15 protein-coding genes are annotated in these 19,163 nt (G+C 48.7%); 4 read left to right on the top strand and 11 right to left on the bottom strand.

The genetic code is table 11. The features are described from left to right. Positions 1-229: 229 nt before the first annotated feature. Complete coding sequence (locus QZ375_RS05105; RefSeq protein ID WP_295216237.1) at positions 230-1,006, bottom strand: GH25 family lysozyme; 777 nt, start codon at positions 1,004-1,006, stop codon at positions 230-232. Continuing rightward, positions 1,003-3,210 (bottom strand): cellulose-binding protein, encoded by a 2,208-nt coding sequence (locus QZ375_RS05100; RefSeq protein WP_295216233.1) that lies wholly within the window; start codon positions 3,208-3,210, stop codon positions 1,003-1,005. Before QZ375_RS05100 ends, QZ375_RS05105 begins: the two co-directional genes overlap by 4 nt. A 517-nt stretch (positions 3,211-3,727) precedes the next feature. Here QZ375_RS05100 and QZ375_RS05095 point away from each other — a divergent pair. Next, complete coding sequence (locus QZ375_RS05095) at positions 3,728-4,489, top strand: hypothetical protein (protein ID WP_295216230.1); 762 nt, start codon at positions 3,728-3,730, stop codon at positions 4,487-4,489. Between the two features lie 221 nt (positions 4,490-4,710). Here QZ375_RS05095 and purB read toward each other — a convergent pair whose 3' ends face one another. The 5 genes from purB to malQ all read right to left on the bottom strand — a co-directional run bounded on the left by purB (position 4,711) and on the right by malQ (position 12,923). Continuing rightward, a complete protein-coding gene (gene purB, locus QZ375_RS05090; protein WP_295216227.1) occupies positions 4,711-6,147 on the bottom strand; it encodes an adenylosuccinate lyase in 1,437 nt (478 codons plus the stop codon). A 1,083-nt stretch (positions 6,148-7,230) separates the two neighbouring features. Continuing rightward, complete coding sequence (locus tag QZ375_RS05085; protein WP_295216225.1) at positions 7,231-8,532, bottom strand: right-handed parallel beta-helix repeat-containing protein; 1,302 nt, start codon at positions 8,530-8,532, stop codon at positions 7,231-7,233. Further along, positions 8,529-8,942: a hypothetical protein gene (locus tag QZ375_RS05080; protein ID WP_295216222.1), complete on the bottom strand. Its 414-nt coding sequence runs from the start codon at positions 8,940-8,942 to the stop codon at positions 8,529-8,531. Before QZ375_RS05080 ends, QZ375_RS05085 begins: the two co-directional genes overlap by 4 nt. 67 nt (positions 8,943-9,009) lie before the next feature. Then, the gene (locus tag QZ375_RS05075; RefSeq protein ID WP_295216343.1) at positions 9,010-11,355 is read right to left on the bottom strand and encodes a glycogen/starch/alpha-glucan phosphorylase; all 2,346 of its coding nucleotides are present in this window, start codon (positions 11,353-11,355) and stop codon (positions 9,010-9,012) included. A 14-nt stretch (positions 11,356-11,369) separates the two neighbouring features. Then, on the bottom strand, positions 11,370-12,923 hold the full coding sequence (malQ, locus tag QZ375_RS05070) for a 4-alpha-glucanotransferase (protein WP_295216219.1): 1,554 nt from the start codon (positions 12,921-12,923) through the stop codon (positions 11,370-11,372). A 109-nt stretch (positions 12,924-13,032) separates the two neighbouring features. Between malQ and QZ375_RS05065 the strand changes: the two genes are divergently transcribed. Beyond that, positions 13,033-13,431: a hypothetical protein gene (locus QZ375_RS05065; RefSeq protein ID WP_295216217.1), complete on the top strand. Its 399-nt coding sequence runs from the start codon at positions 13,033-13,035 to the stop codon at positions 13,429-13,431. 134 nt (positions 13,432-13,565) lie between these two features. Here the strand turns inward: QZ375_RS05065 and QZ375_RS05060 are convergent, their stop codons facing one another. Further along, on the bottom strand, positions 13,566-13,766 hold the full coding sequence (locus QZ375_RS05060) for a helix-turn-helix transcriptional regulator (RefSeq protein WP_295216214.1): 201 nt from the start codon (positions 13,764-13,766) through the stop codon (positions 13,566-13,568). A gap of 139 nt (positions 13,767-13,905) precedes the next feature. Between QZ375_RS05060 and QZ375_RS05055 the strand changes: the two genes are divergently transcribed. After that, the gene (locus QZ375_RS05055) at positions 13,906-14,088 is read left to right on the top strand and encodes a hypothetical protein (protein WP_295216211.1); all 183 of its coding nucleotides are present in this window, start codon (positions 13,906-13,908) and stop codon (positions 14,086-14,088) included. 720 nt (positions 14,089-14,808) lie between these two features. On the opposite strand, the gene htpG is transcribed toward QZ375_RS05055, so the two are convergent. From htpG to QZ375_RS05040, 3 genes are all read right to left on the bottom strand, one after another. Continuing rightward, positions 14,809-16,710, bottom strand: a complete 1,902-nt coding sequence (htpG, locus tag QZ375_RS05050) for a molecular chaperone HtpG (protein WP_295216208.1) — start codon at positions 16,708-16,710, stop codon at positions 14,809-14,811. 239 nt (positions 16,711-16,949) lie between these two features. Continuing rightward, positions 16,950-17,321: a hypothetical protein gene (locus tag QZ375_RS05045; RefSeq protein WP_295216205.1), complete on the bottom strand. Its 372-nt coding sequence runs from the start codon at positions 17,319-17,321 to the stop codon at positions 16,950-16,952. Between the two features lie 276 nt (positions 17,322-17,597). Beyond that, the gene (locus QZ375_RS05040; RefSeq protein WP_295216202.1) at positions 17,598-18,245 is read right to left on the bottom strand and encodes an HAD family phosphatase; all 648 of its coding nucleotides are present in this window, start codon (positions 18,243-18,245) and stop codon (positions 17,598-17,600) included. A gap of 502 nt (positions 18,246-18,747) precedes the next feature. On the opposite strand from QZ375_RS05040, the gene QZ375_RS05035 reads away from it, so the two are divergent. Next, on the top strand, positions 18,748-19,065 hold the full coding sequence (locus QZ375_RS05035; protein ID WP_295216199.1) for a helix-turn-helix transcriptional regulator: 318 nt from the start codon (positions 18,748-18,750) through the stop codon (positions 19,063-19,065). The last annotated feature ends 98 nt before the right edge of the window (positions 19,066-19,163 follow it).

Below are 19,163 nucleotides of genomic sequence, written 5' to 3'. Positions count from 1 at the left end.
GAAGCCCTGGCGGCGAAACACCCCGGCGCATCCTCTTGCGCCACGGAGAGGGTGGTGAGAAAAAGCGACAGCTTTTTCGAGGCGGGGCGAACAAGACCGCCCCGCCTTGTGAAACCCTTCCAGCAAGTAAAATTTTGAAAACGTCCCAGTGGGACATTTTCAACGAAATCCACTTCCATCTTCACATGCACTAACAAATACCACACACCATATCCAGACATTCCAAGTGTCAAAACGCCCTCAACCCGAACATTTCCCGGAATTCTTCCAGGCTGCCCCGATACACATTCAAATCAATATGCGTTTGATAGCCGTCATATCCCTCCAGCATCCCGGAATCCGTGTACTGCCAGAATGTCCAGTCAGAATACGGCTCATAATAATAGTTGCTGAGCCAGATGGGGTACTCATCAGCGAAATACTTCACATAATTACGGTATGTGTTTGGCGCTGCATAGAGAATGGGCTTCACGCCATAGTGCTCCTCCAGCAAGTCCAGCATTTCCTGCAAATTTTCCTGTGTGGTCTCTCTGTCCGGTTCTGTTTCCAGGGACGGATACAGCTCCACATCAATAACAGGTGGCAGGGTGTTTTCTGTCACCGGCACTGTGCGGATAAAATTTTCCGCCTGCGCCGCACCGCTGTCCTCAAACCGAAAAAAATGGTATGCGCCTACATAAATCGGTGCATCCTTTGCACTTTCCCAGTTCTGCAAAAACTGGGTATCACAGTGATCAACGCCCTCTGTTGCCTTCATAAACGCAAAGGTGATTCCTTGTGACACAAGGGCATCCCAATCCACATTGCCCTGATAATAGGATACATCCACACCACGCACCGGATAGGTCTCTTCATCCGGCACATCCGATGCCTGCCGCCCGGTGCTGGTAAGAAAAATGTGCAGCAGCCTGCCGCCGCCAATTACTGCCCCGGCAATGATGCACACCGCCAGGGTCAGTGTCACAATCCAGCGCAGAATATATTTTCCATAGCGTCTCGTTCTCACTGGACAATATCACCCATTACAATTCCACGTCCATCTGTGGCAAAATATACTCTGCCATAGACATTGCTGTCGCCAGTGATATACTTGGGATTCAGATTACCGAACAGATGCTGGTCATCATTGATGCGTACCCAGTTCTCCCCCTTGTCCTCGGATTTGTAAATACCATAGCCGTTTGTACCGTCATCGCCCTCTGCATAGATCACAGGATAGTTCTTCTCATTCTTCGCCTTGCCGAAGCCGATGCTGTCCACAGTGGACAGAGTCTTTACCGTCTGGAAACTCTCCCCGGCATCCTCAGTATACATAATCAAGGTGGTGCTGGTCAGCCATACATGACCTTCCTTGCCAAAAACAGTGACCGGCTCTGCGGAATCTGCCACCATCTGTCCTGTGGATTCAAAGGTCAGACCGCCGTCCTTGGATACATAAAATAGTCCGTCGCAGGCGGCATAATAAATCTTCGGATTCACACGATCCGCCGTGATCTTTGCGTTATAGCCCAAACCTTCTACGTAGTACCAGGTCTCGCCGAAATCTGTTGTAACATAAGGCGTTCCGGAAACACTGCTGGGCACCCAGATAAAGGAGCTGCCGTCTGCTGCCATTGCCACCTGACCGCCGGCTGCCGGGTCGGGCTTATGCTTCACCGACTCCCAGGTCTTTCCGCCGTCCTTGGTATAGGTTAGCGCAGTGGTCTTTTCCTCGCTGGCATATACTGCAATGTTCGGCTCTAGGAATGCACAGTCGAGGCCTGTGGGCTTACCGTTTTTCATAAAGTGGGCATCGTCCGGACACTTTGTCACATCCATATGGGCAAAACCTGTCAGGTCGCCCATAATGGAGTACAGCTGAGGTGAATCACCGCTTTCGTTTGCCGGCGGTGCGATCATCTTGAACACTGCCGTTTCCTCCAGCCCGTACGCATCAAAGGCGATGTTCACTGATTCTGTGCCGATCTTCGTCATATTGGTAGTGGAATAAATGGTCGCACCAGTACCATACATGACCTCATCAGAATTGAACGGGTTGATATTCACATCTGCAACCCACCAACCGGTCTTTGCCTGATTTTCACCCCGTCCCCAGTCCAGCCAGGATGCCTCAGAGGTGTCCATCTGATAGCCTGTTTCGCCGGTATTATTATGAAACAGACCGCTCCAGGTCTTACCGCCGTCGGTAGTGTAGTACAGGTTATCCCCGTTGTCCGACCACCAGCCCAGAGTGGAAACCACAACGGTATCAGGATTCTGCGCATCTACTGAAATACCGCCAAATCCACCCTGTCTCCCATCGTTCAGATCGGGAGTGATATCCGTAAAGCTGTCCGATGCCGGGTCATAGCAGTACACTGCCCCTGCTGTCGGGGACAGATTAGGGCCACAGTTGTCGGAATATGCCAGATAGAGCTTTCCGTTAGAGGAAAAGCCCGCATGGAGCGGATACATGCCCTTGGCATTTTCCGCCAGAGGTGTCCAGGTGCTGCCGCCGTCAGCGGTTTTATAGATGCACACACCGTCTGTCATGGCAACGCCCACATACATATCCTCAGAAGTGGGGTCGAATTCCACCCACATGATACCAATGCTGTTGCTCTCCTGCTTATAGTTGCCCTTCACCGGGAAAGAAGTCACTTCCTCCCAGTTCTTGCCGTAATCCTCAGTTTTCCAGAGACCGCTGTCCCGAGAACCGAACCATACTTCTTTATTGTTTTTGGGATTGACGCCCATACGCTCGCCGCAGCCTCGACCGGACTGATTGCCGCCGCAGCTGAAGGGTGCGTCAAACCGTGTCCATGTCTCGCCGTAGTCCTCCGATGCAAACAGTGCGCCCGGATCGTTCATATAAGTACCGCCAGCAAAATATACCCGATTGGGTTCCACCGGGTCGGTTGCCATGCTCTCAATGCCGATATAGCTCCACTCGTCAGAGCCGAGGAAATCCGTCAGAGGCACCCAGTTTCCATCCTTCTGACGGCGGTACAAACCGCCGATATCTGTTCTGGCATAGACCAGTCCCTCTTCCGTGGGATTATATTCCATGCCGGTGACATAACCGCCGCCGCCGATGGCGACATTGCCCCAGGTGTAGTCTGCGGATGTACTGTCTTTTCCACCGGTACTGCTGCACCCTGTGCCGCATAGCATGGCTGCGCTGAGCAGCAGCGCCCAGATCTGTGCGCCGAGATGTCCTCGTTTCTTCATATGGATTCCTCCTGTATTGGAATTGCAGGTCTTTTCCTGCAAAAATTCTCTTAATATAATCATACCCGAAAATCGGGAAATAGTCAATATGTGTTTGACAATTCTTTTGAAAAATATTGTGGTTTTGGACAGATCCTTTTTTGGATTCCAGTATACTCTGTATCTGGATATGATTTCTTAGAAATGATCCAGCCGGCGAACGCAGTTGCCCTTAGAGCCTGTTCAGCATCTTCTCGCACGCATCTTGCTTGCATCTTTTCTGGGAGATTTTGCGAAAATACTCGGAAATCCACAAAGGATTTCCTCCGTTTTTCACTTCATCTCCCAAAAAATCTGACTGCGCAATCTGCGCACGCCCAGATACTGAACAGACTCTTACAGTAGTACATATTCACAAATAAAATGTTCTATATTTATGATATTGCACAATTTATTTTTCTTTATATTGACAAATTATCATGTTTATTGTATTCTATAAATAGAAAAAATGTTCCGTTTTCCAGAAAGGAGGAGCTTCATGAAACGTAACAATCATATTCTCATTACTTCAACACTATGCCTATCTATTCTGTCCGGCTGTGCCGGTCAGGCATCATCCACTGAACAGCCTGCGAACGGAGTCATCATGACAATTCCCTCGCCGGAAGTAGAATTTGTAGATTCCGCAGATTCGCTGGATGAATTGATCGCTGCATCAGATCTGATCGCCGAGATCACCGTGGCAGAAACTGATTTCCGCATTTCTTCCACTTCAAAACAGATATACACCAAAATTACACCGGAAATAAAAAAGGTGTATAAAGGCAGCTTTGAAGACGCCGTACTGGAACTGACCGGCGGATATGCCGATTATACGACATATACAGATGCCGTTTCCTATGAACTGGATCCCGAACACACCGAAGATGAACGAAAATCCGCATTGGTTTATGCGGACTGGTGCAACACCTATATCCCCACAGTCGGCGACACCTTGCTCTTTTTCGGGAAATATACCAATGATGACACCTATACACTTACAAACGAATATCAGGGGATGTTCCGCCTGGAGGGAGACCGCTGGACAAATCAGGCATTGATTATCGATGACAAGGGCTGGCAGGAACCGCTGGCAACCGACTTGCTCTCGCTTCCCGGCGCAGAGGCAGCTGTACCAGACGACGCAGACACATTTACCTCTGATGGGATTACCTACAGCAAACCGCAGAGCACCTATGAAACCGTGGTTTCTGTGCCAAAAGAAACGCTGGCGGCATTGATTGATGAAACCTGCGCATAAGTCAACCACACGAAAAAATGAACCCCACAGGGCTGCCACTCTGTGGGGTTCTGCCGTAAATGAAGGCACTTGTATCTTTTCAATAAACTGTGATACTGTAGGGGCGAACTTTGTTCGCCCACTAATTTCCGGAATTACCCACCGGGCGAACGCAGTTCGCCCCTACATTGACACGATTCCATCGGATATCACAAAAAAAATTCACGTACCTGTACAAAAGCTCAGTTCTTCATCTCAAAATGCTCGCCCAACAATTCCTTATTGGCATCCAGAATGGGTTGAATGCACTCTGCTACGAATTCCTCTGTCTGCTGAGAACTGCGTCCGGTGAAGTTTTCCGGCTGCAAAATTGCGTCCAGTTCTTCCTTAGTAATCATAAAGTCGGGATCGTCGAGGATCATATCGCACAGATCGTTCTCCAGACCCTCTTCCTTTACGTGCTTTCCGGCGATCATGGAATATTCCCGGATCTTCTCATGGAGAGCCTGACGGTCGCCGCCCTTCTTAACTGCATCCATCATGATATTTTCCGTTGCCATAAAGGGCAATTCCCGCATAACACGCTGGCGGATCATCTTGGGATAAACCACCAGACCATCGGTGACATTCAGCATGATATTCAGGATCGCATCCACTGCAAGAAATGCTTCCGGCACGGAGACACGCTTGTTTGCGGAGTCATCCAGAGTACGCTCAAACCACTGCGTACCTGCGGTGAATGCCGGGTTCAGGCTGTCGATCATGACATAGCGTGACAGAGATGTGATACGCTCACAGCGCATGGGGTTACGCTTGTATGCCATGGCCGAAGAACCGATCTGGGTCTTTTCGAAGGGCTCTTCCATTTCCTTGAAGCTTTGGAGCAGACGCATATCGTTAGAGAACTTGCTGCAGGACTGAGCAATGCCGCTGAGGGTTGCCAGGATCTGGGAGTCGATCTTTCTGGAATAGGTCTGACCGGAAACCGGCACAACGCCGTCGAAGCCCATTTCCGCTGCGATCTTCTGTTCCAGCGTCTTGACCTTATGGGTATCTCCTTCGAACAGCTCCATAAAGGATGCCTGCGTACCAGTAGTACCCTTAGATCCCAGCAGCTTCAGGTTAGCGATCCGATATTCCAATTCCTGAAAGTCCATGAGCAGCTCGTTCATCCACAGGGTAGCACGCTTGCCCACTGTAGTCAGCTGTGCCGGCTGGAGATGGGTATATGCCAGCGCCGGCATGTCCTTGTATTCCAGGGCAAACTTCGACAGATTTGCCAGAACATTGATGAGTTTCCGGCGAACGATCTGCATGGCATCACGCATAATGATAATATCCGTATTATCACCCACATAGCAGGAGGTTGCCCCCAGGTGAATGATACCCTTTGCATTAGGGCAGACCTGACCATAGGCATATACATGAGACATTACGTCATGGCGGCGGCGTTTTTCCTCTGCTTCAGCAACGTCATAGTCGATGTTGTCAATATTGGCTTCCAGCTCATCCACCTGTGCCTGTGTCACCGGCAGACCCAGTTCCATTTCGGCACGTGCCAATGCCACCCAGAGACGGCGCCAGGTGGTAAATTTCTTATCTGCGGAGAAAACATGCTGCATTTCCTCACTGGCATAGCGAGTGCAGAACGGACTTTCATAGCTTGTGGTATTGCGCATAAACTTGTACCTCTTTCCGATTTTTTCGATTTGGTAAACCAGTGTATATTGGTATTATAACACATTTCGGCAGAGATGGCAAGGGTTTGTGCGTGAATTGGGACGGGTGCAGGGACATTGATCCATTCGTTCCTGCTTAAACCAGAAACGAATGGATCACTACAAGAATAGGTAATTATTTTTTGCTGGATATCAGGAAAGAATTGTATGCAGCAAAAGTGCAAAACCTACAAGGAATTCTCCAAACTGCAATAGTTCTGACCATGTAACATAGTTTTTCATGTCATCGTCTCCTTTCATTAAAATGTAACTGTAATTATATCATGCCATTATCATGAAATCAACGCCCCAGATTGTAAAATATTTTTTAATGTACATGAGAATAACAGGATGTACTATAATATAAATGTTTTCATGTTGCTTTTTCTCTGAAAAAATGCTATAATTGATTTGTCAGAGTGGCTTTACTCTGCGGATTGAAATATTAACATGTATCTGTGCGAAAGCAAAGTAGAGATACAAGCGTAAGCGGCAGTAAAGGATACCTTTACTGCCGCTTACGCTTGTATCTGAAATAAAATAGCTGTCTAAAAATCACATACAGATTTATTTTTCTTATTTTATCTGTCCCTGCATTCTACCGGAAATCAGCTTTTCACATTGGAAATGTTCCCTTCTGTCAGTTTCAAGAACGACAGTTCCAGCAGTTCTGCACCATTTGTATAAGAATCATGCCAATCATTCAATTTGCGTAAAATTCAACGCATCCCCTTGACAACTGCAAAACAATCCTATATAATATAAGTAACGAGAGCACACCGAAAGGCGGTCAGCTCCCATTTTAGAAATGCTATGAAAATAGCCGCCTAAGTTGGACGCTGGGGCGGCTATTTCCGTTTATTGCTATTTTGCAGAATTATGATAATCTGGCAAACGACACGATTCCTGTAGGGGCGAACATCGTTCGCCCGCAATCGTTGTATTTTCAACCGGGAACACGGGCGACCAATGGTCGCCCCTACATAACACAAAAGCAGTCAAAGCGCACCTGAAAATGCGCCATGACTGCTTTTTTATTTTGCATTACTGCATGGTATAACTCTCCAGATTATACTGTTCCTCCGTCGCCGCAAACAGACTGCCGTCCTCGTAAGCGATCCAGTTATCCCACACGGTAGCGGTATTATACCAGCCATCCAGCAGATACATGGGTCTGCCGCCGGGATTTTCCGCAATGTCCATGTACATCCGGTTGCCGTAGACCTGGGCGTCAAAGCCCCAGCCGTCCACCAGGACATGCATCTGTATCGCAGCCGTAATATTCCCGCAGCCGTTCCGATAACCCACGTTATCCCGGATCACGCAGTCATTGCCCTGAATATCCACAAAGCTGTCTGCATAATTTTCCCCGGACATACCCGTGCCGTCAAAGATGCACTCCGCCACAACAGTACCGGTGGTATATTCCTTGATATCCACATGCTCCGCACCCACATTGGGACCCAGCCGACAGCCCATAATGGTGTTGTAATCGCAGGAATATCCATAGCCCGAGGTGCTTTTGGCACTGCCCACATAGACCGCCTCGCCGTATGCTGGCGTGACAGTTCCCGTGTCGTGGACATAGCAGTCCTCTGCAGTGCAGTAGGAGCTGTCGTCCCGGAAGTGAATGCCCTCAGAGCCGATGTCATACACCTCGCATCGTGTGATGCGGCTGTAATTGGAATTGTCCAGCATAATCCCCTTCTGCCCGGTGCTGATCTTCAAGTCCTGCACCCGCCACCAGTCCCCGGTGAGATAGAGCACATAATGGGATGCCGCATCCGTGCCGCAGAGCAATGCCGGATGTTCCGGGTCAGCACTGCGAATGGTAATGGGCTGTTCCGCCGTACCCTCCGCCCTGGTATAGAACAGGGAGCCTTTGGGACCGGCAGATTCGCTCAGCTGATAGATGCCCTCCGCCAGGACAATATCATCGCCCGGCTGTGCATCCGCCAGTGCCTGAAGCAGCTGGTCGATATCCGACACTTCCACAAGCCGAACTGCCCCATCGGGTGCAGCCGTCGTTGTCACCGTTGTTTCTTCGGTAGTTCCGGTGGTTTCCGCTGTAGTTTCCGTAGTAATCTCTGTCGTGATTCCCATTGTGGTTTCTGTAGTATTCGTTTGCGTGGTCACAGCCGCCTGCCGTGCCAGTGCCAGATCAAATCCATTGAGGATGCTGTCGCCATTCTGGTCATAAGAACGATCTGCACTGCCTTTTCCCAGCAGATGAGCAGACAAAACTGCCACTGGTTCTGTCGGTGTATCTGCAAAAGCAGCCCATATAGGAAGTGCTGCGCCAAATAGCACTGCTGTACAGCAAAATCCCAGGAATTTCTTGTTCATACTGTCTCCTCTTCCAGGATCGGGTTCTCTCCCTCTGATAATTTCTTTGCATAAGCAGAAACATTCTGGCAGGTCGTGTCCACATAAGCCAGAAATGCCGCTGCTGCAAGCACCAGCACACCGCCGTGAATATACAGTGCCGCCGCCATAAAGCTATCCGACAGCAGATTTCCCAGCTGCGTCAATGCCGTCATCACTGCCATGAGTGCAAATGCGCCGGCATAAACTGCGCAGAACACTCCGGCGGCACGCTGCCATTGTTCCATGGCATAGAGCCGGTTTCCGTCCGGCGTCACTGCGTTTCCTGCCAGCAGAAAGCGCCACGGCTTTTTTCCAAAAAGCTTCACAGCAAACACCGTATCTGCTGCGGCAAACAGGCTAAACAGCAAAAATGCGATCCAAGAACCCATGTGGTTTTCCTCCTGTTCTTACTTGTTTTGCTTCTCACTGCAAACATTCCACCGGCAATTTTTATTTTCAGACCTCGACTGCCTGGATATCCCAGATATTTTCTGCATAATCCGCAATGGTTCTGTCGGAGCTGAACTTTCCGGCATTGCATACATTGAGCCACTGCTTCTTGGTAAATGCCATGCGGTCACAGTAATCCTGATTGCAGCGAAGCTTTGCCTCCACATAGGATTCCAGATCGCCCAGCAGATAGTAGTGATCCGGTGCGTGCCAACTTGCGCCGTCCAGCAGTGCATAATACAGTTCCCGGAAATCACCGCTGCCGCCATCGGAGAATGTACCGTCAATGAGCGTCTCTACGACCCGGCGGATCTTTTCATTTTCGGCAAAGATCTTCCGGCTGTCGTAGGTAGGCACGATCTTTTCCAGATCCTCCACTCTTGCGCCGAAGATATAGTTGTTCTCCTCGCCTGCCTCCTGGACGATCTCAATATTTGCGCCGTCATAGGTGCCCAGTGTCACAGCACCATTGAGCATCAGCTTCATGTTGCCTGTACCGGATGCTTCTGTGCCGGCAGTGGAGATCTGCTCGGAAACATCTGCCGCAGCCACCAACTTTTCTGCATAGGAAACATTATAGTTGGACACAAAGACCACTTTCAGCTTGTCGGAAACCTCCGGGTCAGAGGAAACCAGCTTGCCCACCTCGTGGATAAACTTGATGATTGCCTTCGCCCGGCGATAGCCCGGCGCAGACTTTGCCCCAAACAGGAATGTGGTAGGCGTAAAGTCCTTGATGCTGCCGTCTTTCAGCCCGAAGTAAATATACAGGATGGAGAATGCATTGAGCAGCTGCCGCTTGTATTCATGAAGCCGCTTGATCTGGATATCAAAAATGGATGCCGGGTTGATCTCCACGCACTCTGCCTTGGCAATATAGGCTGCCAGCTGTTCCTTTTTGGTCTGCTTGATAGAAACAAAGCGCTCCAGCACCGCCTTGTCGTCTGCATACTTTGCCAGCGGCTTCAGCGCATCCAGATTGACTTTCCATTCGTCAGAACCGCAAAGCTCTGTCAGCAGGGCAGACAGTTCCGGGTTGCACAGTGCCAGCCACCGGCGCTGGGTGATACCGTTTGTTTTATTCTGGAATCGTTCCGGATAAATGCTGTACCAATCTTTCAGCACGGAATCCTTCAAAATTTCCGTATGAATTGCCGCAACGCCATTGGTATGTGCGCCCACATAGACCGCCATGTGTGCCATGTGTACCATACCGTTCTGCACCAGCTTCATGGCATCCCGTTTCTCCTTTGCCACGCCCAGGCGGTACATGTCGTTCATGAACTGTTCCTGAATACGCAGAATGATGGCATAGACCTCCGGCAGCAGTTCCTCCACCAGATGGCAGTCCCACTTTTCCAATGCCTCCGGCATAACGGTATGGTTGGTATAGTGGAAGATCTTCTGTGCCATGGCAAATGCCTGCTCAAAGGTATAGCCGTTCTCTGGCATCGTCAGCAAACGGATCAGCTCCGGAATAGAAATCACCGGGTGGGTATCGTTCAGCTGCACCGCCAGCTTGTCTGCCAGATTGTCCAGGGTATCATAGGTTGCCTTATGCTTTTTCAAAATATCCTGCAAGGATGCAGAACAGAAGAAATACTGCTGTTTCAGGCGGAGCTTCTTTCCCTCCCAGGTGTCGTCATTGGGATACAGCACACGGGAGATATCCTCAGCATAAACCGTTTCTGCTGCTGCCTCCAGATACTTCTGGCGGTTGAACAGATCGAAGTCAAAGGTCTGTACCGGTTCTGCCTGCCACAGACGCAGAGTGCCGATATGGTTTGTTTTGCAGCCGATAATGGGCATGTCATAGGGCACGGCACGGACGGTCTGCCCGTTGTATTTTACCAGAACTGCGTCCTCTTCCCGGCGTACCGACCAGGCATCGCCGTATTTCATCCAGTCGTCGGGAACTTCTTTCTGGAAACCGTCCTCGAAGTACTGCTTGAACAGACCGTATTTATAGCGGATGCCATAGCCGTCCAGAGGCAGATTCCGTGTAGCTGCGCTGTCCAGGAAACAAGCCGCAAGCCGTCCCAGACCGCCGTTGCCCAGAGCAGCATCCTCAATGACCTCCAGATCTGCCAGAGAAACGCCCAGTTCTGCAAACGCCTCTTCGGCTTCTTTCATCACATCCAGCACCAGCAGATTGTTATACACAGCACGTCCCACCAGAAATTCCATGGAGAAATAGCAGGCACGGCGTGTTTCTTCGTGTGCCTTAGTGCTCTTTGCCCAGTCCTCTGCAATGGCAGCCATAACGGTCTCTCCCAATGCCTGGTGCAGCTGCTGAGGTGTTGCCGTTTTCGGATCCACGCCATGGAGTGCACTGCAAATGCCATTCTTCATCTGTTCTTTTGTCATCATGATTTCTTCTCCTTTTTTCCCGTTTTCGCAGTCTTTCGTGCTGCCTTTTTGGTTTTCTTCAGCTTCGGTTCTTCTGAGAGCCGATTGTATAATTCATTGAGCTGATAGATTCGCTTTGCCAGCCTTGGGGTAAAATCACTGGTCAGCGTGCGGTACTGCCAGTTGCCGCCGGTGGTAGATGGTGTATTCATGCGTCCCTCCGGACCTGCATCCAGAAAATCCTGCATCTGTGCCACAGCAAGCTTTGCTGTACTGCTCCAGGTGATCCGGAGCATTTCCGCCGGCAGATCTACGGTATTCCGACAATGGAGATAGCGCTTTGCAAAGGCAATGGTTTTTGCCGGCGAACTATGAATCCATCCCCGCAGGGTCATATTATCATGTGTGCCCGTATAGGCAACACAATTTGTGGTAGCATAATTCTGGGGCAGATAGTCACTCTTAGGATCACCGTCAAAGGCAAACTGGGTGACTTTCATGCCCGGATAGCCGCAATCCTCCAGGAGCTTGCGCACCTCCGGCGTCACAAATCCCAGATCCTCGGCAATGATGGAGATATCCCCCAGTTCCTTTTTCACTGCATCAAACAGCACCGTCCCCGGACCGGGAAGCCACTCGCCCACTTCGGCAGTCGTTTTGCCATAGGGCACAGCGTAATAACTTTCAAAGCCCCGGAAGTGGTCAATACGCACAGTATCATACAGTGCCGCCGCACTTCTGAGCCGCTGCGTCCACCAGGCAAAATCGGTTTTCTTGTGATATTCCCAGTCATACAGGGGATTGCCCCAAAGCTGTCCTGTGGGAGAAAAGACATCCGGCGGACATCCTGCCACTGCGGTAGGCACATGATCCGCATCCAACTGGAACAATTCCGGCTGAGACCAGACCTCTACGCTATCATATGCCACATAAATGGGAATATCCCCCACGATGGAAATGCCCTTCTGGTTACAGTACGCTTTCAGCGCATCCCATTGTTGATAAAACCAGTATTGCAGTACGCTGTAAAAAGCGATGTCCTCGGCATATTCTTCTCTTGCCTGCTCCAGCGCCTCTTCTTCACGCATGGCAAGGGGCTGTTCCCACTGATCCCAGGGCTTTCCGTGATGGGCATCTTTTAATGCCATGAACAGAGCATATTCCGGCAGCCATGAAGCCTGAGTCTTGCAAAATGCCTGATAGCCCTCGTCTGTCTGCTTGAACCGGGAAAACGCCGTGCGGAGGACATGGAAGCAATAGGTATAAATCCGGGCATAATCCACCCGGCGTGGGTCATCACCCCAAACAATGCCACTATAGTCGGACGGTGCCAGATAGCCAGCTCGTTCCAACCGTTCGAAGTCAATGAAATAGGGATTTCCAGCGTGTACCGAAAAAGACTGGTACGGAGAATCCCCATAGCTTGTGGGCGACAGAGGCAGGATCTGCCACACCTGGATGCCGCAGTCCGCCAGAAAATCGGCAAAGACATACGCCGCATCCCCCAGCTTGCCGATACCAAAATCAGAGGGCAAACTAGAGATATGCATTAAAATTCCGCTTTTTCTCATAAATCATATTCCTCCTTCTAGGATAGACAGCATTTTTTACCGCCTGTATATTTTTCATTCATCTGCATAGGATAAAAGTATTCCTCATTTCAAAAGAGAGGTGACACCAATGCACGTCAAGTCTTATGAACTGTGCTGGTTTTTTTTGTTAGGCTGTTTTGTCTACAGTATGTTGGAAATTCTCTTCCGTGGCTTTACCCACTGGACCATGGCACTCACCGGCGGCATAGCAGCCGTGGCGCTGTATCTGCTCCATGCCGCCGCACCGCCCCGAACGCTTCTGCTGCAATGTCTCTGCGGTGCGCTCCTGATCACAGCCATCGAATTCACCGTAGGTGTATTCGACAACATGGTCATGGGTTGGAACGTCTGGGATTACAGCAATATGCCCCTGAATCTGTACGGTCAGATCTGCCTGCCCTTTACGGGACTGTGGTTTTTCCTGTGCATCCCCGCATTCGGCATCTGTCATATCGTTTCCAAGCGGTTTCAGAGACAAAGAGAATGACCGATCGATCCCACACAACTATTTTTATTATAGCATACCCCTATTTTTTTCGCAAGAGATTTTACAGAATAATAATCGCATTTTGCATGAAATAATACGTTTTGGCAATCATTTCGACATTTTTGATTTCCATGTTATTTCTCATATTCCAGAATATCTCCCACATTGCAATCCAGGGCAGCGCAGATCCGGGATAAGATTTCCCCGTCATATCGTACTACACGGTTTTTGTAATAATTATCAATGACCTGATACTTGGTTTCTGTCAGCTGTGCCAGCCGATACCGACTCATGCCGCGTTCTTCCAGCAATTTGTCCAGCTTGATACGGATCATGGTGCATTCCTCCAACGTTTCAAACATTTGCAGAACGTGTCATTCTGCCTTTATACCCACTATAACGGATATCCTTATGCTTGACAATTTCCCTATATAGATATATACTTATATAAGGAAATAATTTGGAGGAATTTCTATGACAGATTATGAAGCGTTATACTATGCGTCCCAGCGAAAGCTGACGCACACCATACAAGTACTGGAACAGGAACTGTCACGTCTGAAGGAATTCCAATGCCGCTGCGAAGAACAGGTGCTCCTGTCCGACCTGGAACTAACACGGAATCCGGCACAGTCCCCGGAACAGCCGGAAACCTAGGGTGAATTGCGTTACGAAAAAATAAATTTTAAAAATTCCATCTTGACAAATGCCCGGAATTAGCGTATAATAAAACCAATGATATGATCGAATCTCCAAACAGGTTCACAAAGACGAATCCCCGCAGAGTTGCCACTCTGCGGGGATTCTTTTGTGCTGCCGTTTTTGGTTTTTTACTTTCCCTTACTGTCCAGCCACTTGCAAATATAATATGCTGCTATACTTGCTGCGACAGAAATGAGAAAAGACATGATCCACTCCAATACAGGCTCACCTCCTCCCTGTTATAACAAGGAGACCGGCAGCGTATAGATTATAATTTCTGGAACTTCATAATAGCTCTTGACAATCCCTTCGAATTAGGGTATAATAAAAATGAAATGTAAGTATCTCTAAACAGGTTTACAAAGACGAATCCCCACAGAGTTGCAGCTCTGTGGGGATTCTTTTGTACTGTACTGCCGTTTTTGGATTTTACTTCCCCTTACTGTCCAGCCACTTGCAAATATAATATGCTACTATACTTGCTGCGACAGAAATGAGAAAAGATGTAAGTATCTCCAATTACAGGCTCACCTCCTCCCTGTTATAACAAGGAGATCGGCAGTATAATTATTATACCAGTTTTGTCGAATTACGTCAACAAAAAACCACCGCCGCAAAAGTCTCCCTCTGCGGCGGTGATCTATGATCTATCTTCTCTTTTTCAATGAATCAGCATTACATCAGATCGCAGATCCGGTTGGAGAATGCCACCGGATCCTCAATGGGCATACCTGCAATGAGCAGTGCCTGATCATACAGCAGCTTTGCATAGTCGTCCATCTTGTCAGAATCGGATGCTTGCAGATCCATCAGAGTCTGATAAATGGCGTGCTCCGGGTTGATCTCCAGTACCGTATTGGCTTTCAGCTTTTCGCCCTCGCTGCCCGGCATTGCATTCAAAGTCTTTGCCATTTCCATGGACAGATCACCCTGGCTGGACAAGCAGACAGGATGAGATTTCAGCCGACCAGACAGCTTAACGCTGCCGACCTTGCCGTCCAGTGCCTTCTGAACTGCCTCCAGCATATCCTTACTGGATTCCTGCTTTTCTTCCAGTTCCTTTTTCTCCTCGTCTGTTTCCAGATCCAGGCTGCTGTCCAATACCGACTGGAATTCCTTTTCCTGATAGTTCCGCATCATACGAATTGCAAACTCGTCCACATTTTCCGTAAAGTACAGGATCTCATAGCCTTTTTCCTTGACCTGTTCTGTCTGAGGAAGCAACTCGATCCGGGCAATGCTCTCGCCGGTCGCATAATAGATCTTATCCTGACCCTCCGGCATCCGGTCGATATATTCCTGGAGCGAAGTCAGCTTGCCGTCCTTGGACGACGGGAACAGCAGCAGATCCTGGAGCAGATCCTTGTGCATACCATAATCGGAATAAATGCCGTACTTCAGCTGGAGACCGAAGGACTGGTAGAACTGCTCATACTTCTCCCGATCGTTCTTCATCATGCGCTTCAGTTCGTTCTTAATGGTACGCTCAATGCTCCGTGCGATCTGGCGCAGCTGAGCATCATGCTGCAACATTTCTCGGGAAATATTCAAGGACAGATCTTCGGAATCCACCAGACCCTTGACAAAGCTGAAATAATCCGGCAGCAGATCCTCACAGCGATCCATGATCAGCACGCCGTTTGCATACAGCTGCAAGCCTTTTTCATAGTCCTTGCTGTAATAATTGAACGGTGCATGGGACGGAATGTACAGCAGCGCATCATAGGTAATCGTGCCCTCGTTGCGCACGTGCATATGGCACAGGGGATCAGTATAATCGCCGCACTTGTCCTTATAGAAGCTGTTATACTCTTCCTCGCTGATCTCATTCTTGTTCTTGTGCCACAGAGGAACCATGCTGTTGAGGGTAACGTTTTCGATGTAATCCTCATATTCGTCGGAATCCTCTTTCTTGCGGCTCTTTGTCATATCCATGGTAATGGGAAAGCGGATATAATCGCTATACCGCTTTACCAGGCTCTGGATACGGTACTGGTCGAGGAATTCGCTGTAGTTCTCACCACCGTTGCCGTCCTCGTCAGCGTCCACATCGTCCAGCAGCTCCAGGATAATTTCCGTACCCACGGTATCCTTGTCGCAGGTATCCATGGTATAGCCCTCAACGCCCTCGGACTGCCATTCATAGCCCTGTGTCTCGCCGAATGCCAGTGACTTCACGGTCACACGCTTTGCCACCATAAATGCAGAGTAGAAGCCTACGCCGAACTGACCAATGATCTGGTTATCCTCTGCCAGGTTATTTTCCTTCTTGAACTGGAGCGAACCGCTGTTTGCAATGGTACCCAGATGCTCTTCCATTTCCGCCTTGGTCATACCGATGCCGTTATCCGTAATGGTCAGCGTCCGGGCATCCTTGTCAATGGCAAGGCGAATGCCGAAGTCGGACTTGTTCATGCCCACGCTGTCATCCGTCAGGGAGCGGAAATACAGCTTGTCAATGGCATCGCTGGCGTTGGAGATCAGCTCCCGGAGGAAAATCTCCTTATGGGTATAGATCGAATGAATCATCATGTCCAGCAGACGCTTGGACTCTGCCTGAAATTGTTTCTGTTCCATCTCTCTCTTTCGTGCCCTCGCAGGCACGACTCCTTTCTGCATTGCGTTAGATTAGCACTCTTGTTGTTGAAGTGCTAACACTATTATAGCACGTGTGCTAAGTTCGTCAAGCGAAAATCCGGATTGTTTACATTTTATTTACAAAATAGTTGATGCATACAGGTGTGATAACGGCGCTTTCAACGAAATTTATGGCAATACCGTAAAAAGCCGTCAGGCGCTCTTTGTACGGTGTTGCCTTATGTTTTTTGTAACCACCATCCACAACAAAGCCTATATCCATTATGCTCCATAAACGGAGCGACAATCTTTTCATAGGGCAAATCATCAAGGATACTATTTGGATTTTCAACTTGTTCCAATATTTTGATTTTTTGAACCAAATATGCTTGTACCTTCCACCATTCGTGAAATCTTTGTTCCATATCAGCAATACAACAATCTTCACTAATTTCATGCATAAGCCAACCTGACTGATTCCATGCGCCTGCAAGTGCATTAGCCAGATCACTTTCACTTTCGCAATGATTATGAAATTGCAGCCATTCACTTGGAGTCATATCTGGAATAGGTTCTGAGGTTAAAATTATTGCATTATCAGATATATCCATAAAAGCCCTCCGAATTCCAATTTATGCAAGTAAGATAAGAATAAAAAAAGGGCTGTTGCAAGGACAGCGAAATCCTGATTCACGGGTCGATGTGGGCATCGACCCCTACAAAATGTTACGGAATTTGCGGTGATTTGTAGGGTGCGATGCCCACATCGCACCGTTTTCCTGTTGAATTTTGACACTTGCAACATCCTCTTTTATACTTCTTCGCCCCTGCACTATGATGCCGTTACACTTCACCAGACATTGCAAAGGGAAGTGTGCCGCCGTATGTCACTCCCCGAACTTCTCCAAAAACTCCCGCACATCCAGCAACGTTTTCTGCACCGTCACGATCATCTGCCGCAGTTCCAGATTGGGCGCAATCTGATCCGGCACCATAATGACACGCATTTTCGCCCCGGAAGCGCTGCGGATCCCGTTGGGCGAATCCTCCACCGCATAGGTAAGCGCCGGCTCGGTGCCCAGTTCCCGGCACGCAATCTCATAAATTTCCGGGGCAGGCTTGCCGTGCTCCACCTGTTCCCCCGTGATGATCGCCTCAAAATATTCTGTCATTTTTGCTGATTCCAGATGATGCATGGTGCTCTCCCGCCCAGTAGAGGTTTCCAGTGCGATTTTCCACTCCTGTTCTTTCAGCCAATCCAGCAGCTCATAGGCACCCGGCTTCACCGGCATACCATCCGCCAACATCTCCGCCATAATGGCATGGTTCCGCTGGTGAAACGCCGGATAGTCGAAGTCCGGGAAATGCGCCGCAAAGAATGCCGCCGTATCCCTGCGGTTCAGTCCCCGACAGCCATCCACCGCCTCGTCGATTCCGGCAAAACCCATCTCCTCAGCCGCACGCCGCCACGCCTGATCCCCCACACGCTCCGTGTCAAAGAGTACACCATCCATGTCAAATACAATTGCTTTCATTGGTTCCCTCCTGGAATTTTTGTTAGTTTCATTGTAGCATGTATTATAAATAGTGTCAAGATTTCATTGCATAAAAAAGGGCGATATTCAACCGCCCCTCTTTAAATCTGCAATTTTTAATATTGTTCAGACATTCCAACGGTTTCCACACTGTTGACAAACCGCAACTGTCTGATTCTTGAATTTAGTTTTCCCTGTTCCTTTTCTTTTCCCTATCAAAAGCCAAAGACCACATGTGCAAATTATCATCGTCCACCTTCCAAGTGTCCAAAGACAACCTGTTCCACGCTGCTTTGTTTTTCCACTTGTTTGAATCACCTGTACACTCACATTTTCACTTCCACATTTCGGACATGTCATTTTCGTACAGCCTCCTTGTATAAAATTGATATCTTTATTATATACTATAAAATAGAACTTGTCAATACATAAATACTATTTTCTCGTATTTTGATAAATAAAAAGCAATCATCTCTTATAATCATCTTAGAGGTGATAATAGATGAATCATTTTGGAGATATTCTTTTAAATCTTCTGGAAAAGAACAATATATCACAGCGAGAGCTTGCCGCTGCATTACAAATTGCACCGACTACACTCAACGGATATATCAAAAATAAACATGAACCAGATTACAAAACATTAATCCGAATTGCTGACACATTTCAAGTCAGTGTGGATGAATTATTAGGGCATGAAGTGAAACGATCACAACAGGAAATGTCCATTTCTGCATCGTTCTCATTATTGACCAATAATCAAAAAGAACTGGTTACGGAAATGATACAGCTAATGCTGCGCCAAAATGCGATGAAATAATAAAAAACCGCTGTTCGATAAAAACAGCGGTTTTTTTAGATATTGGTGGGCCATCGGGGACTCGAACCCAGGACCGACCGGTTATGAGCCGGTAGCTC

The organism is Ruminococcus sp., assembly GCF_019417665.1.
In the GTDB taxonomy this organism is placed as follows: domain Bacteria; phylum Bacillota; class Clostridia; order Oscillospirales; family Ruminococcaceae; genus Ruminococcus_C.
The sequence above is the reverse complement of the archived record's forward strand: the minus strand, read 5'-3'. Positions and strand labels throughout refer to the sequence as shown.

What these genes read in the sequence shown, in the direction of transcription:
- QZ375_RS05075 (WP_295216343.1), bottom strand. Translation starts at nt 11,355, where the DNA reads ATGAAGAATGGCATTTGCAGTGCACTCCATGGCGTGGATCCGAAAACG.
- QZ375_RS05040 (WP_295216202.1), bottom strand. Translation starts at nt 18,245, where the DNA reads ATGAAAGCAATTGTATTTGACATGGATGGTGTACTCTTTGACACGGAG.
- malQ (WP_295216219.1), bottom strand. Translation starts at nt 12,923, where the DNA reads ATGAGAAAAAGCGGAATTTTAATGCATATCTCTAGTTTGCCCTCTGAT.
- QZ375_RS05095 (WP_295216230.1), top strand. Translation starts at nt 3,728, where the DNA reads ATGAAACGTAACAATCATATTCTCATTACTTCAACACTATGCCTATCT.
- QZ375_RS05055 (WP_295216211.1), top strand. Translation starts at nt 13,906, where the DNA reads ATGACAGATTATGAAGCGTTATACTATGCGTCCCAGCGAAAGCTGACG.
- QZ375_RS05085 (WP_295216225.1), bottom strand. Translation starts at nt 8,532, where the DNA reads ATGAACAAGAAATTCCTGGGATTTTGCTGTACAGCAGTGCTATTTGGC.
- QZ375_RS05065 (WP_295216217.1), top strand. Translation starts at nt 13,033, where the DNA reads ATGCACGTCAAGTCTTATGAACTGTGCTGGTTTTTTTTGTTAGGCTGT.
- QZ375_RS05060 (WP_295216214.1), bottom strand. Translation starts at nt 13,766, where the DNA reads ATGATCCGTATCAAGCTGGACAAATTGCTGGAAGAACGCGGCATGAGT.
- purB (WP_295216227.1), bottom strand. Translation starts at nt 6,147, where the DNA reads ATGCGCAATACCACAAGCTATGAAAGTCCGTTCTGCACTCGCTATGCC.
- QZ375_RS05045 (WP_295216205.1), bottom strand. Translation starts at nt 17,321, where the DNA reads ATGGATATATCTGATAATGCAATAATTTTAACCTCAGAACCTATTCCA.
- QZ375_RS05080 (WP_295216222.1), bottom strand. Translation starts at nt 8,942, where the DNA reads ATGGGTTCTTGGATCGCATTTTTGCTGTTTAGCCTGTTTGCCGCAGCA.
- QZ375_RS05035 (WP_295216199.1), top strand. Translation starts at nt 18,748, where the DNA reads ATGAATCATTTTGGAGATATTCTTTTAAATCTTCTGGAAAAGAACAAT.
- QZ375_RS05100 (WP_295216233.1), bottom strand. Translation starts at nt 3,210, where the DNA reads ATGAAGAAACGAGGACATCTCGGCGCACAGATCTGGGCGCTGCTGCTC.
- htpG (WP_295216208.1), bottom strand. Translation starts at nt 16,710, where the DNA reads ATGGAACAGAAACAATTTCAGGCAGAGTCCAAGCGTCTGCTGGACATG.